This is a genomic window from Rhodococcus sp. Eu-32, assembly GCF_003336925.1.
In the GTDB taxonomy this organism is placed as follows: Bacteria; Actinomycetota; Actinomycetes; order Mycobacteriales; family Mycobacteriaceae; genus Rhodococcoides; species Rhodococcoides kyotonensis_B.
Map to the genome: position 1 here is coordinate 22,438 of NZ_QGNK01000023.1, position 24,923 is coordinate 47,360.

Consider the following 24,923-nt stretch of genomic DNA (forward strand, 5'->3'; position numbering starts at 1 on the left):
CCCTCGCCGTCGTTTGCAGTGGTCTCGGTAGAGTGTGAGTCGGCGGCAGAGCAGAACGCGCAAGATCGAAGTTCAGAACAGGGGGCCTGTCGAATATGTCTACATCCGGCAAAGCGACCACGGTCCGCAAGTCCAACCCATCGGGTGCGGCCACTGCCGGCGACAAGCCCAAACGTGGGCGGCCGCGCAGTGTCAAGTTCGATGGTGACTCAGGTGAGCCGCTCGATGGACGGCGATCGAGGGATGCCGAGGTTCTCGACACTGCTATCCGCCTGTTCTGGGAGAAGGGCTACGCCTCGACGTCGGTGCAGGACTTGGCTGATGCCCTCGGGATGCTCAAAGGTAGCCTTTACTACTACATCGATACGAAGGAAACACTTCTTCGCAAAATCTTCGAAAATTCGCACGCCGAGGTGCAAGAGATTGCCGAGCGGCATAGGGCATCCCCAGGTCCCGCGATCGAGAAGCTGAGCGCTTTTCTCGAAGAGTACGCGTTGTGGTACCTCACGCATCTCCAGAGAGCGAGCCTCTTCGCGCGCGAGTGGCGTCACGCCAGCGACGATCTGCGGCCGCTTATGGCATCGCAACGCAAGTATTACGACGGTGTGCTGCGTGAGTTCATCGATACCGCGATGGACGAGGGCGGAATTGCCGGCGCCTCCGACCCTCGACTGACGACGTTTTTCATCATGTCCGCCATCTCGTCGATACCGGACTGGTACAACCCGAAGGGGAAGCAGAAGCCCCGCGAAGTCGCTGAGCAGTACGCACGAATGGCAGTCAAGCTGCTGGTTCCTGGCTGAAGCGACACGATTCCGAAAGTGCGCCCGCACCTTGGTGTGGGCGTTTCGGTCGTCGCTTCGGCCAATCGTTGACGGATGACGTCCCCGTCGATTTCGACAATTTGCCCGCGCGCCGAACGCTCGGTGGGTTCGGTCGATAGTGCAGCACCGACCGTGCTGCGACATTGGCGGCCTATTTGCGACGCCGCGGAGGGACGCGAGTTTTTTCGGTACCGACGATGCTGATTCGACTTCATTTGTCTACCAAACGATCGGTTGCTGTAAATCGCAAAATATGATTCACTTCACAGCGTGGAAGACGGGGTTGACGTAGAACTCGTAACCCTGTCAACCAGACGATTGGTAGATGGTAGATTCGAGACATTGTCCGAGCCCATCGAGTCCGTCGATGCAATTGCGCGGTCGGCGGCACAGAACGAGAGTTGTGTGGTGATGAACAAGCAGGTCGACAGCCCCGCTGACGCTGTAGCCGGAATCGGCGACGGGGCAACGGTCATGATCAGCGGTTTCGGCCCCCCCGGCCAGCCAGTGACGCTCATCGAAGCGCTCCTCGACAGCGGTGTTGGTGATCTGACGGTCATCAACAACAACGCAGGTGCCGGTGGAGATGCAATCGGTCAGCTTTTTGCCGCCAAGCGAGTACGCAAGGTGGTGTGTTCGTTCCCGAAGGCTATCGGGTCGACGATTTTCGACGAGCTGTACCACGCAGGGGAGATCGAGCTCGAGCTGGTTCCGCAGGGGACGCTTGCGGAACGCATTCGAGCAGCCGGAGCGGGTATCGGTGGGTTCTTCACCCGTACCGGATTCGGAACCGAGCTCGCCGAGGGCAAGGAAGTTCGCGAGATCGACGGTAAGGGTTATGTGTTCGAGCAACCCCTGTTCGCGGACTTCGCGTTGATCAAGGCCCGCGCGGGCGATGCTATGGGTAACCTCGTATACCGCAAGACAGGTCGCAATTTCGGCCCGGTGATGGCGCCCGCCGGTGCGATCACGGTCGCGGAAGTCGACGAGATCGTTCCCGTCGGCGCGCTGGACCCGGAAGTAATCGTCACTCCTGGCATCTACGTGGATCGAATTGTCTCCGACGCGGTCGCGTCGACGAAGAGCGGAGTGTGACTCGTGGTTCTCTCACGTAAGGAAATCGCAGCACGCGTCGCGAAAGACATTCCCGACGGCTCGTACGTCAACCTCGGCATCGGAATCCCGACGCTGGTCGCCGATTTCATTCCCGACGACCGAGAAATAATTCTCCATACCGAGAATGGACTCCTCGGCATGGGACCGGCTGCCGAAGAAGGTCACGAAGACCCGGACCTCATCAATGCCGGAAAAATTTACGTGACCGAAGGCGTCGGTGCGTCCTACTTTCACCACGCCGATTCTTTCGCGATGATGCGTGGCGGCCATCTGGACGTGTGTGTCATGGGTGCATACCAAGTGTCGGTAGACGGAGACCTGGCCAACTGGCGTACGGATTCGCCGTCGGTAATTCCGGGGGTTGGAGGCGCGATGGACCTCGCTTCTGGGGCGCGGCGGGTTTTCGTCATCATGGACCTTTTCTCGCGCAGCGGTGAATGCAAAATTGTCAGAGAATGTACGTACCCATTGACCGGAAAAAGCTGCGTCGAAAGGATTTACACCGACATCGCTTTGTTCGAGACCGGCGCGGACAAGCTGGTGGTGCTCGATATCTTCGACGAAGGTGACATCGACTCGCTCGCCGAACGTATCGGCCTCGATCTCGTCGACGGACGCACCTCGTGAGCGTCGTCTCCACTACGGTCGAGGACGGCGTTGCTGTTCTTACGATGGACAACCCGCCGGTGAACTCGGGCAACGCGGCGATGCGCAGCGGCCTCGCCGACGCACTCGACAGTATTGCTGCGCGTGAGGACATACGAGCCGTCGTCATCGCGTCTGCGAACAAACACTTCTACGCTGGATCCGACATCTCTGAGTTCGACCGACCTCTTGTCGATCCCCAATTGCCTGCGGTTATCGAACGTATCGAGACTTTGACCGTGCCGGTGGTCGCAGCGATCACCGGTCTTGCGCTCGGCGGCGGGTTCGAACTAGCACTCGGATGTGACGCGCGGATTGCGGATACTACTGCCGCGGTGGGCTTTCCGGAGGTCACTCTAGGAATCTTGCCGGGAGCAGGCGGTACCGTGCGTGGTGCCAGGCTTGTCGGTGTGCCGGCTGCGATAGATCTCGTTGCATCCGCAAGACGGGTAAAGGCGGACGAGGCACTGCGATTGGGCCTGGTCGACGAGGTCGTCGAATCAGCGGACCTCGTGCACGCTGCAACGGAGCGTGCGCAGCAGATGCAGGGCAAGAACCGTCTGCGCGATCGCACTGCGCCTGCTGCTTCCGTCGAGGAGATCGACGCGGCGCGAGCGATTGCGTCGAAGCGAGCGCGACCCAACGTTCTTGCGGCGATCGAGGCCGTGTGCCGCGGCGTAGACATCGACGCATCCGACGCCCTGGCGGAGGAACGGTTGCTGTTCGACTCGCTGCGCGTCGGCGCCGAGTCGTCGAACCTGCGCTATCTGTTCTTCGCCAAGAGCGCTGCCGCGAAAGCGTTGCGCACCGAGGCCAAGGCACCGGCAGTGTCCGTCGTTGGAATTGCGGGTGCAGGAACGATGGGAGCTGCGTTGGCTCGTGCGTTCCGCGCGCGCCGCTACGACGTCATCGTGTACGACACCAATCGCCAGGCCTTGGACCGAGTGACTGCGAATTCCGATATCACAGTGACGGATTCGATCGCAGACTTGGGCAAGACCGGACTGATCGTCGACGCTGTGTTCGAGGACATGGACGTCAAGAAGTCCTTGCTCACCTCGCTCGAACCACACCTTGCAGACGACGCCGTTATCGTCAGCAACACCTCCTACCTCGACCTGAACGAGATGGCCTCGGCCCTCGACAGGCCACAACGATTCGCGGGTCTGCACTTCTTCAACCCGCCGGACCGCAATCCCCTCGTCGAGGTCATCCGCGCCGGAACGACCGACGGCAGCACGCTCGCGGTCCTGGCGTCGATCGTTGCGAAGCTCGGCAAGTCACCCATCCCGGCGGGTATCGGCGACGGCTTCGTCGCCAACCGTGTGTACGCCGACTACCGCTCGCAGGTAGAGTTCCTGGTGGAGGAAGGTGCGTCGCCGGCAGAGGTCGATGCCGCGCTCGTCGAGCTGGGTTTCGCCATCGGGCCGTTCGCCGTGGCCGACATGTCGGGTCTCGACATCGCGTGGGCCAGACGAAAGCGACTGGCACCGAATCGCGATCCCGAGCAACGCTACGTCACGATTGCGGACCGGCTGTGCGAAGCAGGCAGACTCGGCAAGAAGACGGGGGCAGGTTGGTACGCCTACCCGGACGGGGCAAAGCGCGGCATTCCCGACGAGGTGGCGGCCTCGATCATCGACGACGCCCGCAGGGACGCGGGGGTCGCTCCACGATCGATCGACGGGGACGAGATCAGGGATCGTGTTCAAGGCTCGATGGTGTGCGCTGCGGCGAGTCTCGTCGAGAATGGCATCGCAGGCCGCGCGTCGGACATCGACGTCGCGATGACCGAAGGGTTCGCGTTTCCGAAATGGCTCGGTGGCCCGGTTCGTGCACTTGCTCTGCGTGATCCGTCGGACGTAATCGACGTACTCGCGGTGGTCCACCGCTCGTGCCCATTATCGTTCGCGTCCGCCGAGCCCGCGACGCGAGGCGAGATGCCTGAGCTCATCGGAAGAATTCTGGAGTCGGTCCGATGACCACGACCGACTCGATAGTACGAAACAAAGGAATCGGCATGTCGCAGAAAACAGTTGCTTTGAATTGGGGTGGCAGCACCTGGGACGGCTCCATCGAGTGGCCGCAGGGTAGTAGCCGTGCATACGACCTGGCGGTTCTGCTCGAAACAGGCATGACCCGACACGCGGCGCATCCGCCGTTCTCGTACGCGCTGGTGAAGAAGCACCACGAACACCCCTATCCCGGCGGAATCTCATCGGCTATGGAGATGTTGACCATGGGTGCGCACGTCGGTACTCATGTCGACGCGCCGGGACACATCTCGCTCGACGGCTGCATCTTCGGTGGGCGCGTAGTAGGTGACTACGAGAGTTCCTACGACGGAATCTCCGTCGGGTCTGTCGAGGAGCTTCCCCCGCTGATCGGTCCCGGTCACCTCGTCGACGGCGAAGTCCTGTTCGGACGTGAGCTCACGCCTGCCGACGGTTTCGGCGCTGACGAACTCGAGTCTTGGTTCGCCCATCGCACGCCGCCCGCCCCGGGATCCATCGTGGTGTTCCGCACCGGTTACATGAAGTACTGGCACGACACCGACAAGTACCTCGGAACCGGAAAAGGACTGCCCGGGGTCACGTTGTCCGGCGCGAAATGGTTGACCGACAGGGGTGTTCGCGCTGTCGGTAGCGACACCGTCAATTTCGAGAACAAGCCCCAGTGGACCGTTCCGGCCCTGAACGTCCATGTCCATATGCTGGTCGAGAACGGTACTCCGATCATGGAGTCGCTCGACTTGGAAGCTCTTGCAGCGGACAAGATCGAAGACTTCTTCTTCGTGGCGTCGGCGCTTCGTATCAAGGGCGGCACCGGATCTCCCATTCGCCCACTCGCATTCGTCGGAGGAAACAAGTGACTGACGCACCCCTGCTGGTCGAGAAGGACGGGTACGTCACCTGGTTGACGCTGAACCGTCCGGCTCGCCTGAACGCATTGAGCGACGATCTGCTCGACATGCTCGAATCGAGTCTATACGAGATCGCGAAAACCGATCAGCGTGTCATCGTGCTGCGCGGCGCAGGTCGCGCATTCTGTTCCGGATACGACATCGCACCGGACTCGTCCGAGGTGGGGTATGCAGCCGAACGCTCGGCGATCGAGGACCGAGATCGGTTGCTCTCAAACGTAGAGCGATTTACCCAGATCTGGCGTCAGCCGCAGCCGGTGATCGCTGCGATCCACGGGGTATGTGCAGCTGGTGGAACTCAGCTGGCGTCGCTGTGCGACATCACTCTCGTCGCCGACGATGCGATGATCATGGCCTCTCCCGCCCTGCCACTCGGCGGCGGTTACATCTCGCCGCTCTGGGAACATCTCGTGGGATCCAAGCGTGCCAAACTGATGTCGTTCGATGCCGGCCGTCGGATCACTGGCAAGAAGGCCAACGAATGGGGTTGGGCTGCCGAGTCGTTCCCGTCAGAAGAGTTCGACGGAGAAGTTCGTCGCACTGCGCACTCCATCGCCCGGACCCCGTTGGATTTGTTGAAGCTCAAGAAGGAAGCGGTCAACAGGGCAGCGGAGACGTCAGGACTACTGAGCTACATGCGTATGGGTGCCGAGACCGACGCTTTGCTTCACCTCACACCCGACGTTGCGATGTATCAGTCGTGGATCAAGGAAAGCGGCGTCAAGGCGGCCATCAAGCGATTCAACGAAGTTCCTACAGGGGCCGAGGGAGTGGACAATGCCTGAAGCTGTCATCGTTTCCATCGCCCGTTCCCCGATCGGCAGGGCAGGGAGAGGCTCGCTGGTAGGTATACGTGGCGACGACCTGACCGCCCAGATGGTGACTGCGGCGCTGGACATGATTCCCGAACTCGATCGGAACTCCGTCGACGATCTCCTCCTCGGGTGTGGGTTACCCGGTGGCGAACAGGGTTTCAACATGGCGCGTATCGTCGCGATCCTTGCCGGCCTCGACGACGTGCCGGGAACGACGGTCAACCGCTACTGCGCCTCGTCGGTACAGACGACGCGCAATGCCTTTCACGCGATCAAGGCGGGGGAGGGCGACATCTTTATTTCGGCCGGCGTCGAACAGGTGTCGAGACTCGCTGCTGGTAACTCGGATACGTTCCCTGACACTCACAACCCGCTGTTCGCGGACGCAGAGGCTCGAAGCGCCGAACTTGCGGTAGGTGGAACCGCGTGGTCGGAGCCACGAGACTCCGGACTTCTGCCCGATGCCTACATGTCCATGGGGCTCACGGCGGAGAACGTTGCTCAGCTGACCGGTATCTCGCGGGAAGAGCAGGACCGCTGGGCCGTTCGTAGCCAGAACTTGGCCGAGAAGGCCGTTACCTCCGGCCATTTCGAAACTGAGATCACTCCGGTGGTGTTGCCCGACGGCACCGTTGTGGCCACCGATGACAGCCCGCGTGCAGGTACGACGTATGAAAAGATCAGCGGGTTGAAACCGGTGTTCCGGCCGGATGGGACCGTCACCGCGGGAAATGCGTGCCCGTTGAACGACGGTGCTGCCGCGATGGTGATCATGTCCGACACGAAGGCGAAAGAGCTCGGGGTTGAGCCGTTGGCTCGGATCGTCTCTACCGGTGTGTCGGCACTGTCCCCGGAAATCATGGGACTCGGTCCGATCGAGGCATCACGTCGTGCGCTCGCCAAGGCAGGACTCAGTATCGACGACATGGACCTCGTCGAGATCAACGAGGCGTTCGCCGTACAGGTCATCGGCTCGGCGCGTGAACTGAAGATCGACGAGGACAAGCTGAACGTTGCCGGCGGCGCGATAGCGTTGGGTCACCCTTTCGGTATGACCGGTGTAAGGATCACCGCGACGTTGCTCAACAACCTGGGCGCTCGAGACGGGCAGTTCGGACTGGAAACGATGTGCGTCGGCGGAGGTCAGGGTATGGCTATGGTGATCGAGCGGCTGTGACTGAAGCCGGAGCCCGCGTCGAACCACCCTCGACGCGGGCTCGTGTCAGCTGGCACCAAGAGTGTCAGTGGCGTGGGGGCGGTAGTTCAGCCACTTCCACTTGACACGCTCCCGTGGGTCGAGTCCGCCCCAAATCCCGTGAGCTTCATTCGTTTCGATCGCAAATGTCAAACAAGTGAGCTGGACCGGGCAGGCGCTGCAAATCGCCGAAGCAACAGAAGCAAACTCAGGGTGCTCGTCGAAGTCGTAGAAGAATTCGGATCGGGACGAGCGGCACGACGCCTCTAGCTGCCACGCCCACGAGTCTGCAGTGCGTGCAGGAATGTTCATGGCAAGTTCACGCATTTCGATTGATCACTCTCGCCTGGACTCAGCCGAGACGTTCGAATATTGCTGCGAGGCCTTGTCCGCCTCCGATGCACATGGTTTCGAGACCGTATCGTGCTTCACGGCGCTGCATTTCGCGGAGAAGCGTGGCGAGGATCCGTCCACCGGTGGCACCGACGGGGTGTCCGAGGGAGATGCCGGAGCCGTTGGGGTTGAGGCGGTGGTCGTCAGGTTCGACGTGCCAGGTACGCAGCACGGCGAGGGCTTGTGCGGCGAAGGCTTCGTTGAGTTCGATGACACCCATGTCGTCCAAGGTGAGTCCGGCTCGGCCGAGGGCTTTTTCGGTTGCCGGTACAGGTCCGATGCCCATCGTGGCCGGAGGCACCCCAGCGACGGCCCACGAGACGAGTTTCGCGATAGGAAGGAGCCCGAGTCGGGCAGCGTTCTCGGGGGTGGTGACGATGGCGAGGGCGGCCCCGTCGTTCTGGCCACTGGCGTTGCCTGCGGTGACGGTGGAGTCGGCGTCGATCTTCGCGCGGATGGGCCGCAACTTCGCCAGAGATTCGATGGAGGTGTCGGCGCGAGGGTGCTCGTCGGTATCGACGACGACGGGATCGGATTTGCGTTGTGGAACAGAGACTCCGACGATCTCTTCGGCGAAGACACCGTTCTTCTGCGCGGCGACCGCCTTCTGATGGGAGGCGACGGCGAGGGCGTCCTGGTCGGCGCGGCTGATGGAGAACTCTGCGCGAAGGTTCTCCGCGGTCTCGATCATGCCGCCGGGAGCGGGAAAGTTCTTGCCGCCTGCGGTGACGCGGGCGCGAGCGAGACGGTCGGACAGTGCGACGGCTTCCGCTTTGACGCCCCACCGCATTCCGGTGGCGTAGAACTCGGCCTGGCTCATGCTTTCCGCGCCGCCGGCGAGGACGAGGTCACTGGCGCCGGTCTGGACTTGCATGCAGGCCTGGAGAACCGCCTGTAAGCCCGATCCGCAGCGACGATCGATTTGTTGGCCGGGGACGTCGATTCCAAGGCCTGCGTCGAGAGCGGCGACGCGTCCGAGTGCAGGCGCTTCACCGTTCGGCGACGCCTGCCCGAGGATGACGTCGTCGATGTCGGAACCGGAAATGCCGGTGCGGGTGACTAGTTCGGTGATCACTGCGGCAGCGAGGGCTTCCGGCGCGATGCCGGAGAACACGCCGCCGAAGCGGCCGACGGGGGTGCGGAGGGGTTCGCAGATGACGGCGTCAGGCATGAAGGATCCTTCGATGTCGTGTACGTGCGGCGATGGACCTGGGCTGCACGAGCGAGGTGGTGCGTGCGGAGGTCGAAGCTCGGCGGAATTCAAGATGCGATCCGAGACTACCAAACGATCGATTGACGGATAGGTTATAGAGCCTGTCGACGTGATGTGCTCGCCTCTCGAGGCATTGACAAGCGAGACGTGCGTCACTTAGTGTTTGGCCACCAAACGATCGTTTGAATAACAACCATGGAAATGGATCCGTGATGACCGAACCCACAGTGGAACTCGACTCCGACGCTTCAAGTGATCGCGCAGTCGCCGGCCGAACCGGACGCCGCGCAGGAATTGCCGGCGGCGTCGGCACCATGATCGAGGGTTACGACAACAGCATTTACGCCTACATGGCGGTCTTCTTGGCACCCGTTTTCTTTCCATCGGAAGATTCTGTTGCGTCGCTGCTCTCAACCCTGCTCGTCTTTGCTGTGGCCTACATCGCGCGACCGTTCGGTGGAGTGCTGTTCGGGTACATCGGAGACCGCGTCAGTAGGCGCACCGCACTCATGACGACGCTGCTGTGCATGGGCGGCGCGAGTACGATCATCGGCCTGTTGCCCAGTCATGCAACGATTGGGCCGCTCGCCGCGGTGCTTCTCGTTCTCCTTCGCGTTGTGCAGGGTATGTCGGTCGGCGGCGAGGTTGCCGGTGCCGCAACGGTGGTTTCCGAAGCTGCCCCCAAGGGCAAGCGTGGTCGTTATGGTGCGCTCAATCCATTCGGCGCCACAATGGGATTCGCGCTCGCGTCCGCGACAGCCGGGGCCGTTACGTTTCTGACGACCGACGAGCAGATGCAGTCGTGGGCGTGGAGAATTCCGTTCTTGCTTGCATTTCCACTCACTGCCGTCTGCTGGGTTCTCCGTCGCTCGCTCGTCGAGCACTCGGTGAAGAAAGAGCGCGAGGACGGGGCTAAGACCCCGTTCGTCCAGGTGTTCAAGAGTGAACCGCTAGCGCTGGCCAAGGCCGTCGGCTTGAGCCTTTCTGTGAACGGAACTGCATACTTCGGACTCACTTACCTCAGCATTCATCTGATTCAGCGTCTCGGCTACGAGAAGACCCCGGTGTACTGGACGCTGACGATCGTCGTGGCAGGCGCGGCGCTGCTCATGCTTCCGATCGGCCGACTCGCGGACCGGATCGGGCTGGCGCCGACCGCAATGATCGGGCTGGCGGGCTACCTTGTATTAACTTATCCCGCAATGGTTCTCATGGAAAACGGTGCATTCGCTCTGGTAACGCTGGGGCTCGTCATGGTCATGATCAATACGTCTTTTCTGCAGGTCGCTGGGTACACCAGTATTCCCGAGCTGTTTCCATCCGACATCCGCTACACCGGCACGGCTCTCGGATGGAATATCGGTGTAGTCATCGCAGGTGGGACTGCTCCAGCGTTGGCGGTCTGGTTGATCGAGACGACGGGCAGCAACCGCGCCCCCGCATTCTTCGTGATGCTGTGTGCCATCATCGGGCTTGCCAGTGCTGTCGCCATCCTGAGAGGACAGGGGAAAAAAGCCGCGTCGTGAGCGAATCCGAGACCCCGAGTCCGTGACATCGCTGCATGCGGCCACGGCACCAGGATGCTGATGGGGCGAGTCGGACAAGTTATCGGAAAAGTCCGAAATCGCCACGGTTGGATGGCCCGCGCCTGATGAGCGCGGGCCATCCGGCGTTTCAGGCGAGACCTCACTCAACAAGCGGTGGTTTGTCGACATTGTCTACGACTGACACAGGGTGTAGCCGGTTCGTCTATTCCGCCGCTGGATTCGATCCGTCGAACGTACTTGCACGTGAGCACCAGGGCATCTAGGCTGAATTCAACCAAACGAACGTTTGAAAGTGAGTGGTTATGGACGTAACGCCCGCAGGCATCAAGTTGATCTTGTCGACACTTCAGGACTCCGAATTCGACCAGGCCGAGGTAATCATCGGAGATGTTCGGCTTGCCGTCGCCCGAAACGGTCAGGAACTGTCCGGTGCGACGACCCCTGCCCCCGCCGCAATCGCCGCTGCTCCGACCCTCGCTGCCCCGGCCCCCGTAGCTCCTGCGGCGAGCCCAGCTGCTGCGTCCACCGGAACTGCTGCTTCGACATCGAATTCCGGCCATGTCGTCTGTTCTCCCTCCGTCGGAGTGTTCTGGCGCGCGTCGTCACCCGGCGCAGCTCCGTTCGTTGAGGTCGGGCAGGATGTCGCGCGCGGTGACACTATCGGCATCGTCGAGGTCATGAAGTTGATGAATAACGTCTCCGCCGACATCGACGGTGTCGTCACCGCGGTCCACGTCGACAACGCGGGTGCGGTCGAGTTCGGTACGCCCCTGGTGACCATCGAGCCGAAGGCCTGACCGTTGAGTGCGAACACCATTCGTCGGGTACTCGTCGCCAATCGCGGTGAGATCGCGGTACGAATCATCAGAGCGTGCTTCGACGAGGGAGTCGAGAGTGTGCTTGCCTGCTCCGCTGCCGACACCGAGACGCTCGCTGCCCGCCTCGCCGATCGTGTCGTGATCATCGGCCCCGCATCTGCCAGCGAGAGTTACCTCGACATCCCACGCGTCGTGCAGGCAGCCATCGCCACCGAGTGCGACGCGCTGCACCCGGGATACGGCTTCCTGTCCGAACGTCCAGAACTCGTAGATGCGTGCGAGGAGAACGGCATCGTCTACGTCGGCCCTCCCGCAGACATCATGCGTCGATCGGGCTCGAAGTTGGGGGCACGAGCGGTCGCCGACGAAGTCGGCATCCCCACGGGTGCGGGATCTGGCGGGCTCGCCAGCGCCGACGACGCGATTGCGGCGGCACGCGAACTCGGGTTCCCGTTGCTGCTCAAGGCTTCCGCAGGTGGCGGAGGGCGAGGAATGACGATCCTGCGCAGCGAAGACGAGGTCAAAGCCGGATACCTGCGTTCGAGCGTTGAAGCCGAGCGTGCATTCGGTGACGGCACCGTGTATCTGGAGCCCTACGTCGAGCGCGCACGGCACGTGGAAGTGCAGATACTCGCAGACGAGCACGGAAACGTCTGCCACCTCGGCGAGCGAGACTGTTCCACCCAGCGGCGCTACCAGAAAGTCATCGAGGAAGCTCCGGCAGCAGGCCTTCCCGAGCACCTGATCAAGCGAATCCGCTGCGCTGCAGTCGATTTATGCCGCGGGCTCAACTATGTCGGCGCAGGCACTGTCGAATTCCTCGTGGACGCCGACAAGAACACGTTCGTCTTTCTCGAGGTCAATGCGCGCGTGCAGGTGGAACACCCCATCTCCGAGGCGGTCACCGGGATCGACATCGTCCGCGAGCAACTCCGAATCGCGCAGGGACTACCGCTGTCGTTCAAGCAGGAGGACGTCGTCCTCGCTGGCCACGCAATCGAGTGCCGACTCAACGCCGAGGACACTGCCCGCAACTTCGCACCGACGCCCGGCACGATCACCGAATGGACCGTCCCGCGCGGTGAGGGGGTACGAGTAGACACGTTCGTGCATGCAGGCGCGGTGATCTCACCGTGGTACGACTCGATGATCGCCAAGATCATCGTGCACGCCCCGACGCGCGTCGAAGCAATCGACCGTATGCGACGAGTGCTAGCGAAGACTCGCGTCGAAGGCGTGTCCACGACCGCCGATATCCACCAAGCGATTCTGGCGCATCCGGACTTCCAGAAGTCCCCGGTGACCACGAAGTGGCTGGAAGATGTCTTCCTCCCCGACTGGGACCGGACACCACCGTCGGCGAACACCGCTCCGTCGGTCTCGGCCTGACACTCATCGAGGAGAACCAATGCACATCGAATTCGTCGAGCAGAGCCTGCGGGACGGTCAGCAGAGCCTGTGGGGCATGCGGTTGCGTGCGTACGAAGCCGCCGGTGCGCTCCCGTATCTGAAGGACGCGGGATACCGCACGGTCGACCTCACCGGTGCCGGTATGTTCACGGTCCTGCTACGTGAGTACGGCGACAACCCCTGGGACACACTCGACTTTCTCGTCGCAGGCCTTGGGGAGAACGAACTCCGCTCGGGGTTGCGGACATTGAGTTGCGTTGGGTTCGCGCCCACCCCGCAGGTCATCATGGATCTCTGGATCCAGACCTTGATCAAGCACGGTGTGACGAGCTTCTGGTTGTACGACTGCCTGTACGACATGGAGCTGATGGAGCACATGGTTCGAGTCGTCAAAGATGCAGGCGGACAGCCTGTCCCGGCCATCATGTACGGCTTGACCGACGTGCACGACGATGCGTACTTCGCTGAACGAGCCGCTCTCATGGCGTCGTGGGACGGCGTCGAGTCGATCTACTTCGAGGATGCGGCCGGTGTCTTGAAGCCTGAACGGGCGCGGACGCTGCTGCCTGCCATCCGTCAGGCCACCGGGGACATTCCCCTCGAGCTCCACTGCCACAACACGACGAACCTTGCTCAGCACAACTACATCGTCGGTGTAGAGTCCGGATTCACTCGACTCCACACCGCATCGCGGCCTATGGCGAACGGTCCGTCGCTACCCTCCACGGAATCGATGGTCACCATCATCGAGCACATGGGCCACACGCACGGGCTCGACGCGTCGACCTTCCCGCCCGTCGCCGAACACTTCGAGCAGGTCGCGCGCGATGCAGGCCGATCGACCGGCATCCCGGCCGAGTACGACCCGCGCATGTACGATCACCAACTGCCGGGCGGAATGACCGGAACTCTGATCAATCAGCTCGAGCGCCACGGCATGGGTCATCGCTTCCCCGAGGTGCTGCAAGCCATCCCGCAGGTTCGCACGGACTTGGGATCACCGATCATGGCGACCCCGTTCTCGCAATTCGTCGGAGTGCAAGCCGTTCTCAACATCATCACCGGCGACCCGTACTCGATGGTGTCCGACGAGGTCATTCACTACGTGCTCGGTCACTACGGTCCCGTGCCTGCGCCCGTCGCGCCCGACGTACTGAACAAGATCCTCGCAAACCCTCGTGCGCAGCAGTTGAAGTCGTGGACGCGTCCGAACCCGACACTCGAAGAGATCAGGGCGCAATTCGCCCCGGGGATCTCGGACGAGGAACTGCTGATTCGTTTCATGATGTCCGACGAAGAAGTGGACGCGATGCTTGCCAAAGGGCCGCTGCGCCTCGACCGCCGTCGAAGCAGCCCCACTGTCGAATCCGTCGTCGACCTGCTGGCGGACTCGGACGGCAGCGGTTCGTTCTTTGTGTCCACCCCGGATTACAGCATCCACGCAGTTCGTACCCGGGTGACGCGGTGAGCGCAACCACGGTTGCGTACGATGAGCTTCCCGCGCTCGGCGAACTCGGGGTCAGGCATTCGTGGGGCCTGCTTCCTGAGGCCGATGGCACGCTGTCCTGGATCGGCGCCGACGCGCGTCGTCGGGCGGCAGCCACGGTCACCGAGGGACGCTCGTTCGGTCTCAGCGAGCCTATGGCGACGTTCGACACACCCATGTTCGGCCGAGATGCCATGCAGCACAGGGTCGTAGAAGCTGGACGGAACGAACTCGAAGACGTCATCGACCGCTTCAACCCGCAGGCGTACTCCCAGATCGACGGCCTTGCACACGTCCGCGCGCGAGAATTCGGCTTCTACGGCGGCGCCGTCGAAATGACGGACGCCCGTGACCGACTCGGCATGCACCACTGGGCTGACCGCACGATCGTCGGCCGAGGCGTCCTCTTGGACGTACACCGGTCCAGGATCGAACGCGGTGCCGCGGACGATCCGACTTCGGGCTCGCCGATCCACCCCGACGAGCTCGCTCAGGTGGCAGCCGAACAAGCGGTGACCTTCGAACGCGGCGACATCGTTCTGGTGCGGGACCGGTTGGCTCGAAGCGTTTCGGACCGCATCAGTGAAGGACTCGACCAAGGCATGGAACGGTCTGCACGCCGGCGAAGCGACCGCGCAATTCCTGTGGGACCACGGGGTCGCGATGCTTGGTGCAGACAACCCGGCCGTCGAGGACGCGCCAGGGTCTCGCGAAGCAGGGTCACTGCACCGCAGGCTTCTAGCGCTCGGGTTGTCCCTAATGGAACTGCTCCGGCTGGATCTATTGGCTCAGGCATGCGTCGAGATCCGGCGGTGGGAATTCTTGTTCACGGCCGCACCGCTGCCGGTTCACGGAGCAGTCAGCTCACCTGCGAACGCACTCGCAATTCTCTGAGCGTTCGGCGACGGCCGGTGTCGACATCTATTTCATTCAATTCAACGTTTGGTGAAAATTATGACAACTCAGACACATCACACCCGTGGTGACGTTGAGCAATTCGCGGCGAAGGCGGAACAGTGGCTCGCCGACGCGGTGCCCGCGAAATGGAAGAACAACCGCGGCACGCTGACCGGGCACGAAATGGACGAGCTCCGCAGAGAGTGGGACTTCATTCTGTGGGAGGGCGGTTACTCGGGCCTGTCGATCCCGAAGGAGTACGGCGGACGGGGCCTCGGATTGGCCGAGGAAATCATCTTCCATGTCCTGGCCGGAAGTGCGCAGGCACCCGATGGGCTTGCGCGAGTTGGCAAATCGCTTGTCGCACCCATGCTCATCAAGAACGGTACCGAAGCGCAGCGGTCGAAGTACATCCCCTCCATCATGAATGGCACCGAAGTATGGTGCCAGGGCTTCTCGGAGCCCGAGGCCGGCTCGGACATGGCAAACATTCAGATGCGTGCGCGCAGGGTGGACGGGGGATACATCCTCAATGGGGTGAAGACGTGGACGTCGTTCGCTCAGCATGCTCGTCGGTGCTTCGTACTCGCCCAGACCCAACCCGAGGCGCGGCGTTACCGCAACTTGTCGATGTTCTTGGTGGACATGGACCAGCCCGGTGTCTCCATCAGCAACATCAAGCAGATCTCCGGAGCGATGCACTTCGCCGAAACTCGCTTCGACGACGTGTTTGTCGCCGACGAGGATCGCGTCGGCGACGACGGTGACGGTTGGGGTGTAGCGATGCGAGTGCTCGGTGACGAGCGGGGCGGCATCGAGACTGCAGCACGATACGTGGAAATTCGGTCCGACGTCGATGCCCTTCTCTCGGCGCTCGGTGACAACCCACGGTACGCGGACAGGCTGAAGGACTTGGATATTCGGACCGAGCTAGTCCGATGGCAGCTCGCGAAGATCGCTGATCTGGAAACGACAGGCGACGAGGCGAAGTTGGGCCGGGCCGCATCCGTGCTGAAGCTGATGTGGAGCGAGTTGTGGCAGGACGTCACCAGGCTTGGCGTCACGCGCACCCCCGTCGAGGAACATAAACACTGGACCTACCAATACCTCGAAGCTCGCGCGGTGACGATCTACGGCGGTTCCAGTGAAATTCAACGCAACATTCTGTCCGAGCGAGTGCTGGGGCTTCCCAGATGAGCACTGACCAGTTGGAGGTAACGATGCGCCACTCCATGAACACGATGCCCACCGAGATCGGCCAGATGGGTGCAGAAGGCATCCGCGATCTCGTCAAGCGAGCCACCGCGCTGGCGCCCATTGCTACCTACGCCGAGCAGTCCGAACCGCCGGTTTCGTGGGCGTCGATCGCCTCGGCCGGATGGGATCTCGCGGGTGTCGTCGAAGATGGCGAGGGTGCGACGTCTCGCGACCTGGTCTCGATGGCTCGTGAATGGGGATACGGCTGCATTCCTCAACCTCTCTTGCCGACCTTACTGGCAAAGCGGCACTCGGCGGTGGCGCGTGAATGCGACGGACCAGTGACATTCGCACTTGCTCTCGGTGGGCAATCGTTGATCCCCTTCGGCACTGTTGACGGCATCTCCTTCGTCACAACGCTCGGCGACAACGGTGGAACTCTCATGTCAATGCCCCGAGGTGAACAGGACGGCGTCGACCTTGTTGCTCGTGGAGTCCGCACATCGGCGGAAGTCACGACGTCGATGACCGAAGGAGTCGCTAAGGAGGTCGCCCTCGTGTTCGCGGCCGAGGCGCTCGGTGGGGCAGAGCGGTTGTTGGCTGACTCGATCGAGTTCGTCAAGCAGCGCACCCAGTTCGGACGCCCCGTCGGATCCTTTCAAGCCGTCAAACACAAGCTGGCCAATGCGGCCGTCGCGGTCGAATCCGCCGAAACGGCGTTGATCTGGGGTTCGCAGCGGTCCGAGGAGGCGTTCCGTTCGGCGATGTTCGCCATCGACAAGTGCATCGACGTCGCGGAGATCGCTACCCAGACACATGGCGGTCTCGGTTTCACCTGGGAAGTCGGACTGCACTTTCCGTTCCGAAAGTTCCTGGTCGCCGCACACGTTGCAGCGGGGTTGGAGACCGTCCATGGCTGAGCAATAATCGTCGTCGTCAACAGCGCCCCAGGTGGCCGCGCTTGCGAGCAGTGCTCGAACGCTGCGACATGGGAGGCGTTCCACGAGGTTGGATCCATCCGGAAGACCACTTCAACGAACATCTCGCGCGAGCACGCCAGGATCATCGCGAACAGCCAATACGGTGATTCGCCGCCCGAGACGGGGCGCATGCCGAGTTGCCGTAGTCGATCTGCGCGTCGCTCCCCGGTTCGACGTCGCCGCGCGAGACATTGACTTTCACTTCGGGTCTGCGTTCCGAATGTTGTTGGCAAATAACGTTGTATGGTGAATTCGGACTCCTCGACGTGGTGGTCATCGCGCAGGCGTCGGGCGATCGTCGCAACGACGACCGAGACGCCCAGTTGCTTCGCAATGCACTCATGGTGCGGCGCGATGTGCGGCCAGGTAATCGCCCGGGCCGTCGGATCGGTCGTCTTATGGACCGGGTACGTGGGTGGGACGCATCGGTGCCGCGGGTGAATCAGGTCAACAAACGGCGCGAGTTCTTCAATGCAACTCCGGCCGAGGTGCTCGCGGCGTGTGCGTCGGAATGTTGATGAAGTCATTTCGTTCACCGAGGACCCGGGAGCCAAAGAGTATTCAGTGAGCATCGGGAAGAGATCGGCGTGGTTCTGAGCAGACAGGAAAGCTACCGTTTTCTCGTCATTCGAGTTTGGGGGGAAGCAGCGGAAGGTTGCCGATGACGGCCTTCGAAACGAGGGTGTCTTGTGTTGCTTGCGGTAGGAGAGTTTTGCGCGATAAATAGATATCTGGCGGATCAGGAAAGGTGATTGTGGCGAATGTCGGTGTCACAGAATCGGTGTCGCTCTTATCGGTAGTTCCGGCAACCTCGCGGCCGCGAGCCAGCGGCTGACGAAGGCTGCGGCGCAGATCGCGAAGCAGGGGCAGATGATCGATCTCTGGGTCACCGATGGCTACCACCGTCTTCGGCTCCGCGAGCTGGAACTGGCGGCAGATGTGCACATGAAGGTGCAGGAAGAGAAAGCCGCCGAGCGGGAGCGCCGCGACGAGTTGCGAGAGTGGGAGGTAATCGATGATGGCTTCCGGAACGACGGACCAGAGCGGTTTTGCATCAGCGTGCGGTAGAAGTTTCGTGCGCAATACGGGCATGTCTGGCGGGACAGAAAAGTTGATGGTGGCGGGTGTCGGTGTCACAGGATCCGCTGTCGCTCTGCTTGGTAGTTCGACCGCCCGTCCAACGCAGACCACCGCGGTCCGAGGCGCTCGCAGTGTTCGGAGCTCGGTGTCACGGGGCTGTCACATGTGGGTGCATCCGTCCCTGGACTGCGTTGGCCGAACATGTACGAAAAGTGTTGCGATACAATAGAAACTGCGTTTATGCGAGTGCACCTGGATGTCCTTCCAGGGACTTAAAATTCGCCAAGTGTCGGTTCGAGTCCGACTGGGGGCACCGAAGTCCATATGGATCCAGAATTTCGGACCAGGACAGCGGTTTTCGGGTGGTAGCGTGGACGTCAGTGGCCGACCACGGATTGGAGTGGACAACGGAGGCAGCGGATTTCAGATCCGCGGTAATTGACGAATCCTCAGGCCAAGAATTCTGTTTCCGCAGGTCAGGGGCTTAGGGCTCTGTGGCGTGCGGACTCGGTGTCACAAAGCTGTCACAAGTGCCTCATGAGCATCCAGATGGACGTGAGCCGACGTGCGTGGACTCGGCGGCGTTCTGGCTCGGTCCCCATCGGCCTGATGCAGCGCGAACTCCCGACATTGGTGCGGCGCAGCCGAAAGTAGGGGGCAGATGCGCGACTCAGGGGTTCAATTGCACTTACCGACTGTTCGCTGCGTACGTCAAGCGTTCGGTGCAAGTGGTGAGGGAGGTCGTGTCGGCAGTCGATGACGTGGGTAGGGAATTTCGGACTCGCTGTGTTTGTCGCTGTGGTCGGGGTGCCCGGACGCTGAGCGCGCTGGAACCACTACACCTTGAGGGTCCCAGTGTCGGAGAACGTGTATCGCGATGCCGACACGCTTTGCTGCTTCCCGGATTCTCATGACGGCTAGTTTCGCACTTGACCACAGCTGGTTTTACCGTTGACCGTATGGACGTCTCCCTGCTGCAGCTGCCGGAGCCAGATGTTCGTCGACTTTGGCGGTCCGCGGGCCGCGACCTACGCGCTGCTCCCGAGAGGTTAGTCATCGCGAGGTGATGTGGTGTTTCGTCACGGGATTTCGTAGTCAGCTCGAACGTGGATGCAGGTGGCACGCGCTCGATGCTGGGCGGCAAGTGTTGCTGTGGGATATGCCCGGCTACGGGCACTCGACCCAAGATCGGCATATGGCGCTGGATCTCGCGCGCCGCAGATGGCGCGTTCGCCCGGCTGACGTCGATATGGGATCTGCATGAGCCGCACGTCATCACGCACAACATCGGCGGTGCGGTCGCATTGGGGGCGGACCTGCTGCACGAGGTCGACTATGCGGGCCTGTCCTGTAAGACGCAGTGACGCTCATGCCGTGGGGTTCGCCGTTCTACCAACTCGTGGGTTCGCACGCCGAGGTTTTCACCCAGCTACCGTCGGCTGTACATGCGGCGCTTATGCGTGAATATCGTCGATGCCGCCGCACGGCCGATTGGGAGCGAGACGATCGCAGTTTCGATCGAGCACTGGCTGGAGCCGGCTGGACAGGCGCGATTTCACCGCCGGATCGTGTCTCTTGGCCCTGAACACATCCGGCCGATCGAGGGACGTCTGCTTGCGCGTTGCACTGATTGATCTGTAGTTCATCAGCAGTGTCTTAGCTCTGCGAAATTGAATTGTGGAACGCGGGTCCAGTTTCGGCCTCGTTCACCTCTGGTCAACCAAATCCGCACGGAATTTCGCGGCATAGTCAACGTACCACTGGAGGACGTCGGTGTCTGCGACGGTGCCACGATTTATTGCTACTGATTCGTCGATGCCTTGAATGAGCTTCTTGATGGGTACTTCGAGTCGTTTTCCGGTGCGCGTCATGGGGATTGCGGGTGCGGCAAGGATGACGTCGGGAACGTGGCGAGGGGAGACCTCGGTACGGATGACTTTCTTGATTTTGTCGCTGAGGGCGTTGTTCAGGTCGTAACCGGGGTTGGTGACGACGAACAGGGGCATATGGTAGCCCCCGTCAGACAGCTCGGCTCCAATCACAAGGCTCGTCGCAATTTCGGGCAGGGCTTCGACAGCGTCATAAATGTCCGCTGACCCCATGCGGACGCCGCCGCGGTTGATCGTCGAGTCGGACCGGCCGTGGATTTGACAGGATCCGTTCTCGGAGATTGTGATCCAATCGCCATGACGCCACACTCCGGGAAAGGTGTCGAAGTAAGAATCGTGGTAGCGCTTGCCGTCGGCATCGTTCCAGAACGCGACGGGCATGGACGGCATCGGTGCGGTGATGACCATTTCGCCGACTTGCCCGGTTACGGAGATTCCATCCTCGGTCCACGCTTCGACCTTGCAGCCCAGGCACGGGCCCATGAGTTCGCCGGTGCGGACCGCGTCGAGAGGGTTGGCGCCGACGAATGCGGTCGCGACATCGGTTCCACCGCTGTCGGATCCGAGCAGTACGTCGCTGCTGATTTCGTCGTAGACCCATTTCCACGTGGAATCGGGGAGGGGAGAGCCTGTGGTCATGATCGACCGCAAGGCGGACAGATCGTAGTTCTTGCCCGGTTCGGCGCCAGCTTTCTCGCACAGCGTCAAATATGCCGCACCGGTGCCGAACCGCGTGACACCGAAGTCGGAACATAGCCGGAGGACGGTATCCGGCGCGTTCGCCGATGGGTTGCCGTCGTATGTGACGATGGAGCATCCGGTGAACATAGTGTCAACGAGCATGTTCCACACCACCCAGGCGGTGCTCGCGGCGATGAGGACGCGGTCGGTAGGGCCGAGGTCGTACGCGAGGGCGTTTGCCTTCAAGGACTCGAGCAGGATTCCGCCGTGCGAGTGGACGATACCTTTGGGTAGGCCGGTTGTGCCAGAGCTGTAGAGAATCCACAGGGGGTGCTCGAACGCCAGTTGCTCATAGCGCGGTTTCGCGTTGCCGCAAGTAAGTTCGACGAAGTCCAGTTCGGCGTCCGGGAGCGTTGCATCGGGGTTGAGATGCCGCACAGTAATGGTGTGGCGGACCGTGGGCAGCGCGCTCACCACTTCGGACACGATGCCGCGACGATCGATGCGTTTGCTGTTCCACACGTAGCCGTCGACGCCGATGAGGATTGTGGGCTCGATCTGGGTGAAGCGGTCGACGAGGCCTTTCACGCCGAAATCGGGTGAACAGCATGACCAGATGGCGCCGACGCTCGCGGTGGCGAGCAGCGCAACGACAGCTTCGGCGATGTTGGGGAGCACAGCCGCGACGCGATCGCCGGGTCCGATTCCGAGGTCACGAAGCCGGGCTGCAAAGTTCGCCGTCTTGTGCTCGAGCTCCGCCCAGGTGGTCTCGACCGGGTCGCCGGTTTCGGTGACTGCGACGATTGCGATCGCGTCGGGCGTGGTGTTGGCGTGCCGCAGCAAATTCTCGGCCCAGTTCAGACGAGCCCCTGGAAACCAGATTGCGCCCGGCATACGGTCGTCAGCGAGGGCGGAGGTCGGTTCGGCGGAGTGGACGACGTCGAAATACTGCCAGATCGACATCCAGAATGCGTCAGGGTCGCCGACCGACCACTCCCAGAGTTCAATGTAGGTCGTGGTGTCGACCTGACGGTTCTGTCGCACCCATCGTTGGAAATCAGCCATTCGTGATGCGGCTATACGCTCGGGGGTCGGAGCCCACAGTGTCGTCGATGCGGAGGTCTCGGACCCGAGAGAGTCGTTCACGGCGTGGCCTTTCGTGCAAGTGGTCGATCTTGTTGTGCCGGCCGGGCAACCGTTGTGGCAGAGTTCCGGCGACGGCGTTTATGGTATGACCAAAACGGCTCGATGGGCAACTGTCGAAAGCGAAGGTGCGCTCAGCGGTCCGTTCGGGGAACGACCAACCGATGGGCGCCTGTTCGCTACGGGTTCAGGCCTTCGACGAGGGTCGCGATCGAATCCGCCTGATCGGACGGCGGGGTGCGAGACACGTCGAGCACCGTCGCAGCAACCTTGCCGTCGGCGATGGCGGCTGTGTCCGTGTCGTTTTCGCTCGAGGTGTTGAGTTCGAACGCGACACCATAGGTACCCGCCGGCTCGGTCGGTCCGTACACGAAATTGGCGAACGTGGCATAGTCGGTCTGTCTGCGTGTACACCACGTCTTCCAAATCAAACGCCGAGCGTCCCTGCGGAAAGTCCACGTTGATGACAGTTCCTTAGGCGGCTGGGCGTTCCTTCGGAAGACTCTGACCAGTTGCACTACGAATCAGCCGTCGGTACGAGGTGATCGGCAGTCAAGCTTTTTCCTTGCGGAGCGTCCGTGAAAACGTCGATTGCAGGAACGCCCAAACCCGTGGCGGTGAGGGCGGCCCCGATGGTTCCCGAAAAATTTGATGACGAGGCCGGTATCGGCTCCTTTGACGGACCCCAAGATTCAATAGATCCGGTGCGGTGCGCTGTACTTCATGACCATCGGATGCGATGTGCTAACACTCTGTCCACAAGTTGTATCCAATAATCCAGAGGACCGGCACTCACGCCGGACAGTGTCGAGAAAGAGCGCACATGAGGACTGCTGGCTCTGACACTACGACGTTCCAGTCGGACCGTACACAAGCAGGATGCACTGTCGTGCGGCTTCGGAGTGCTATTCCCTCTAGAGGAGGACGGTCCAACGTTCATTATTTGGGGGAGCTGGAGAGATGAGCGCTTCGAAGTCTCGCGCGGCACACGGTTGCCGAGCGCTCGCGGACGACGCCATCGATGCCGGCTCGACTTTTCAGTACCGCATCCAGCCGACGGAAGTACTCCGCGGGACACCGAACCTGGGAAGAATGAACTCGTCCTCTCCGCCGAACGGCGCCCAGAGAGTAGCAAAGTCGATCAGGGCTGTGTCGTCGTCGTACATTGGTGTTCCCCTCGCCGAACCTGCCGGGGGCCGCGTTCGCGTCCCCCGGCAGATGTTCAGCGAACGTCGAGATAGATGCTCTTGAGTTGCTGGTAGCTAGCGAGCCCCTCGGGCCCGAGTTCGCGTCCGAGGCCGCTGTTCTTGATACCGCCGAAGGGTGCGGTCGGGTCGTTCGAATACCCGTTGATGCCCACCGTTCCACTGGCGACGCGGCGGGCGAACTGCGCGCCACGTTCGGGGTCGGCCGTCCAGATCGAGCCGCCCAACCCGTAATCGGAATGATTGGCGATCGTGACCGCCTCGGCTTCGTCCTCGTAAGGAATGACCGCGAGGACGGGACCGAAGATTTCCTCCTGCGCGATGGTGTGACCGGTCTGCACGTCGGCGAACACGGTTGGCTCGACGAACCAGCCGGTGTCTCGGCTTCCCGACCGCCCGCCGCCGGTGGTGACTCGTCCTCCGTCGCCCTTGCCCTTCTCGATATACCCCTCGACGCGTTCACGCTGGCGCGAAGACACGAGGGGGCCCATCTGCGTGTCGTCGGACAGAGGGTCTCCGATCTTCAAACCCTTCGCGAGATCGGTGATCGTATCCACGGTCTCGGAATACCGCGAACGAGGTGCGAGGATGCGGGTACCGAGCCAGCAGATCTGACCGTTGTTGAGAAGCGTTGCAGCGAAGAACGATTCGATGTTCGCCGCCAGATCCGCGTCGTCGAGTACAACTGCCGCCGACTTGCCGCCGAGCTCGAGCGTGACCGGACGGAGCAGCTCGCCGCATGTTCGGGCGATAGACCGTCCAGCGGCAGTCGAGCCAGTGAACGACACCTTGTCCACGCCGGGATGTGCAACGAGGTAGGCCCCGAGTTCGCGTCCACCGGGCACGATGTTGAGGACACCTGCGGGAACCCCGGCTGCGATGGCTGCCTCGGCAACCAGGAACGCGTCGAGCACGGTCTCGGGGGAGGGCTTGAGTACGACGGTGCAGCCGGCGGCCAGAGCGGGTCCGAGTTTGAGAAAGGTGATGGCCTGCGGCACGTTCCACGGCACGATCGCGCCGACGACGCCGACGGGAGACCGGGTCACGAGCGTAGAGCCACCGAGCATGCCGGGGCGGACCTCGTCCTCCTGGGCTGCGGCCATGTCGGCGTAGTAACGCAGCAGCACAGAGGGGAATCCGCCCTCGAACTGGCGTGCCAACGAGATGGCCATTCCGTTCTGGCTGCTGACGCGTCGAGCAGTCTCTTCGGCACGCGCGTCGAGTTCGTCGGCGAACCGGTGCAGAACCTCCGCGCGGCGCGTCGGTGCCCACGTTCCCCATCCGTCGGCTCCCTCGAGTGCGGCGCGGGCGGCGTCGACTGCGTCGTCCACGTCACGTTCGGAGGCTTCGGGTACCGATCCGATGAGTTGCTCGGTGGTCGGTGAAATAACGCTGATCGTCGTATCGCCTGCGGGACGGGCCCATTCACCGCGGATGTAGAGGCCCTCGTAATCAATGGTCATTGC

The 24,923-nt window shown here is 61.9% G+C and carries 22 protein-coding genes; 15 read left to right on the forward strand and 7 right to left on the reverse strand.

The genetic code is table 11. The annotated features are described in order from the left end of the window. Positions 1–95 precede the first annotated feature (95 nt). The 7 genes from DK926_RS22250 to DK926_RS22280 all read left to right on the forward strand — a co-directional run bounded on the left by DK926_RS22250 (position 96) and on the right by DK926_RS22280 (position 7,500). Positions 96–803 carry a TetR/AcrR family transcriptional regulator gene (locus DK926_RS22250; RefSeq protein WP_114332225.1) on the forward strand — a complete coding sequence of 236 codons (708 nt, stop codon included), beginning with the start codon at positions 96–98 and terminating at the stop codon, positions 801–803. A 432-nt stretch (positions 804–1,235) separates the two neighbouring features. Beyond that, positions 1,236–1,919: a 3-oxoacid CoA-transferase subunit A gene (locus DK926_RS22255; RefSeq protein WP_207890892.1), complete on the forward strand. Its 684-nt coding sequence runs from the start codon at positions 1,236–1,238 to the stop codon at positions 1,917–1,919. A gap of 3 nt (positions 1,920–1,922) precedes the next feature. Then, entirely contained in the window at positions 1,923–2,567 is a 645-nt protein-coding gene (locus DK926_RS22260; RefSeq protein WP_114332226.1) for a 3-oxoacid CoA-transferase subunit B, read from the forward strand. Next, entirely contained in the window at positions 2,564–4,567 is a 2,004-nt protein-coding gene (locus DK926_RS22265) for an enoyl-CoA hydratase-related protein (RefSeq protein WP_114332227.1), read from the forward strand. Before DK926_RS22260 ends, DK926_RS22265 begins: the two co-directional genes overlap by 4 nt. Before the next feature lie 38 nt (positions 4,568–4,605). Beyond that, complete coding sequence (locus DK926_RS22270) at positions 4,606–5,457, forward strand: cyclase family protein (protein ID WP_114332278.1); 852 nt, start codon at positions 4,606–4,608, stop codon at positions 5,455–5,457. After that, entirely contained in the window at positions 5,454–6,293 is an 840-nt protein-coding gene (locus DK926_RS22275; RefSeq protein WP_114332228.1) for an enoyl-CoA hydratase-related protein, read from the forward strand. Before DK926_RS22270 ends, DK926_RS22275 begins: the two co-directional genes overlap by 4 nt. Beyond that, complete coding sequence (locus DK926_RS22280; protein ID WP_114332229.1) at positions 6,286–7,500, forward strand: acetyl-CoA C-acetyltransferase; 1,215 nt, start codon at positions 6,286–6,288, stop codon at positions 7,498–7,500. Before DK926_RS22275 ends, DK926_RS22280 begins: the two co-directional genes overlap by 8 nt. Before the next feature lie 45 nt (positions 7,501–7,545). Here DK926_RS22280 and DK926_RS22285 read toward each other — a convergent pair whose 3' ends face one another. Together DK926_RS22285 and DK926_RS22290 are read right to left on the reverse strand one after the other, a co-directional pair. Next, positions 7,546–7,845 (reverse strand): WhiB family transcriptional regulator, encoded by a 300-nt coding sequence (locus DK926_RS22285; RefSeq protein ID WP_347812651.1) that lies wholly within the window; start codon positions 7,843–7,845, stop codon positions 7,546–7,548. A 25-nt stretch (positions 7,846–7,870) separates the two neighbouring features. Then, positions 7,871–9,082 (reverse strand): acetyl-CoA C-acetyltransferase, encoded by a 1,212-nt coding sequence (locus tag DK926_RS22290; RefSeq protein ID WP_114332231.1) that lies wholly within the window; start codon positions 9,080–9,082, stop codon positions 7,871–7,873. A 356-nt stretch (positions 9,083–9,438) separates the two neighbouring features. Here DK926_RS22290 and DK926_RS22295 point away from each other — a divergent pair, with 356 nt between their 5' ends. The 4 genes from DK926_RS22295 (at position 9,439) to DK926_RS22310 (ending at position 14,367) form a co-directional block, all read left to right on the forward strand. Further along, positions 9,439–10,650, forward strand: coding sequence for an MFS transporter (locus DK926_RS22295; RefSeq protein ID WP_207890890.1), 1,212 nt, complete (start codon positions 9,439–9,441; stop codon positions 10,648–10,650). Between the two features lie 323 nt (positions 10,651–10,973). Next, entirely contained in the window at positions 10,974–11,468 is a 495-nt protein-coding gene (gene accB / locus DK926_RS22300) for an acetyl-CoA carboxylase biotin carboxyl carrier protein (protein WP_114332233.1), read from the forward strand. Between the two features lie 3 nt (positions 11,469–11,471). Further along, positions 11,472–12,878 (forward strand): biotin carboxylase N-terminal domain-containing protein, encoded by a 1,407-nt coding sequence (locus DK926_RS22305; protein WP_243636968.1) that lies wholly within the window; start codon positions 11,472–11,474, stop codon positions 12,876–12,878. Between the two features lie 19 nt (positions 12,879–12,897). Further along, a complete protein-coding gene (locus DK926_RS22310) occupies positions 12,898–14,367 on the forward strand; it encodes a carboxyltransferase (protein WP_114332234.1) in 1,470 nt (489 codons plus the stop codon). Here DK926_RS22310 and DK926_RS27125 read toward each other — a convergent pair. Further along, positions 14,328–14,804, reverse strand: coding sequence for a hypothetical protein (locus tag DK926_RS27125; protein ID WP_243636969.1), 477 nt, complete (start codon positions 14,802–14,804; stop codon positions 14,328–14,330). The genes DK926_RS22310 and DK926_RS27125 overlap by 40 nt on opposite strands. A gap of 163 nt (positions 14,805–14,967) precedes the next feature. Here DK926_RS27125 and DK926_RS27130 point away from each other — a divergent pair, with 163 nt between their 5' ends. From DK926_RS27130 to DK926_RS22325, 3 genes are read left to right on the forward strand one after another with little or no spacing between them, the layout of a single operon-like run. Continuing rightward, complete coding sequence (locus DK926_RS27130) at positions 14,968–15,279, forward strand: hypothetical protein (RefSeq protein WP_243636970.1); 312 nt, start codon at positions 14,968–14,970, stop codon at positions 15,277–15,279. A gap of 60 nt (positions 15,280–15,339) precedes the next feature. After that, positions 15,340–16,479: an acyl-CoA dehydrogenase family protein gene (locus tag DK926_RS22320; RefSeq protein ID WP_114332236.1), complete on the forward strand. Its 1,140-nt coding sequence runs from the start codon at positions 15,340–15,342 to the stop codon at positions 16,477–16,479. 23 nt (positions 16,480–16,502) lie between these two features. Further along, on the forward strand, positions 16,503–17,399 hold the full coding sequence (locus DK926_RS22325; RefSeq protein ID WP_165839646.1) for an acyl-CoA dehydrogenase family protein: 897 nt from the start codon (positions 16,503–16,505) through the stop codon (positions 17,397–17,399). Between the two features lie 684 nt (positions 17,400–18,083). Here DK926_RS22325 and DK926_RS27135 read toward each other — a convergent pair. After that, positions 18,084–18,596, reverse strand: coding sequence for a hypothetical protein (locus DK926_RS27135; RefSeq protein WP_243636971.1), 513 nt, complete (start codon positions 18,594–18,596; stop codon positions 18,084–18,086). Between the two features lie 1,049 nt (positions 18,597–19,645). On the opposite strand from DK926_RS27135, the gene DK926_RS22345 reads away from it, so the two are divergent. Then, on the forward strand, positions 19,646–19,903 hold the full coding sequence (locus DK926_RS22345) for a hypothetical protein (RefSeq protein ID WP_125833443.1): 258 nt from the start codon (positions 19,646–19,648) through the stop codon (positions 19,901–19,903). A 342-nt stretch (positions 19,904–20,245) separates the two neighbouring features. On the opposite strand, the gene DK926_RS22355 is transcribed toward DK926_RS22345, so the two are convergent. From DK926_RS22355 to DK926_RS22365, 3 genes are all read right to left on the reverse strand, one after another. Then, the gene (locus DK926_RS22355; protein ID WP_114332243.1) at positions 20,246–22,255 is read right to left on the reverse strand and encodes an acetoacetate--CoA ligase; all 2,010 of its coding nucleotides are present in this window, start codon (positions 22,253–22,255) and stop codon (positions 20,246–20,248) included. A gap of 176 nt (positions 22,256–22,431) precedes the next feature. After that, a complete protein-coding gene (locus DK926_RS22360) occupies positions 22,432–22,683 on the reverse strand; it encodes a hypothetical protein (protein ID WP_125833444.1) in 252 nt (83 codons plus the stop codon). A gap of 791 nt (positions 22,684–23,474) precedes the next feature. Continuing rightward, positions 23,475–24,920 carry an aldehyde dehydrogenase gene (locus DK926_RS22365; RefSeq protein WP_114332245.1) on the reverse strand — a complete coding sequence of 482 codons (1,446 nt, stop codon included), beginning with the start codon at positions 24,918–24,920 and terminating at the stop codon, positions 23,475–23,477. Positions 24,921–24,923 lie beyond the last annotated feature (3 nt).

Excerpts from the sequence above, each read along its gene's own strand:
- DK926_RS22250 (WP_114332225.1), top strand. The coding sequence starts at position 96 with ATGTCTACATCCGGCAAAGCGACCACGGTCCGCAAGTCCAACCCATCG.
- DK926_RS22255 (WP_207890892.1), top strand. The coding sequence starts at position 1,236 with ATGAACAAGCAGGTCGACAGCCCCGCTGACGCTGTAGCCGGAATCGGC.
- DK926_RS22270 (WP_114332278.1), top strand. The coding sequence starts at position 4,606 with ATGTCGCAGAAAACAGTTGCTTTGAATTGGGGTGGCAGCACCTGGGAC.
- DK926_RS22280 (WP_114332229.1), top strand. The coding sequence starts at position 6,286 with ATGCCTGAAGCTGTCATCGTTTCCATCGCCCGTTCCCCGATCGGCAGG.
- DK926_RS22285 (WP_347812651.1), bottom strand. The coding sequence starts at position 7,845 with ATGCGTGAACTTGCCATGAACATTCCTGCACGCACTGCAGACTCGTGG.
- DK926_RS22290 (WP_114332231.1), bottom strand. The coding sequence starts at position 9,082 with ATGCCTGACGCCGTCATCTGCGAACCCCTCCGCACCCCCGTCGGCCGC.
- DK926_RS22295 (WP_207890890.1), top strand. The coding sequence starts at position 9,439 with ATGATCGAGGGTTACGACAACAGCATTTACGCCTACATGGCGGTCTTC.
- accB (WP_114332233.1), top strand. The coding sequence starts at position 10,974 with ATGGACGTAACGCCCGCAGGCATCAAGTTGATCTTGTCGACACTTCAG.
- DK926_RS22310 (WP_114332234.1), top strand. The coding sequence starts at position 12,898 with ATGCACATCGAATTCGTCGAGCAGAGCCTGCGGGACGGTCAGCAGAGC.
- DK926_RS22320 (WP_114332236.1), top strand. The coding sequence starts at position 15,340 with ATGACAACTCAGACACATCACACCCGTGGTGACGTTGAGCAATTCGCG.
- DK926_RS22325 (WP_165839646.1), top strand. The coding sequence starts at position 16,503 with ATGCGCCACTCCATGAACACGATGCCCACCGAGATCGGCCAGATGGGT.
- DK926_RS22365 (WP_114332245.1), bottom strand. The coding sequence starts at position 24,920 with ATGACCATTGATTACGAGGGCCTCTACATCCGCGGTGAATGGGCCCGT.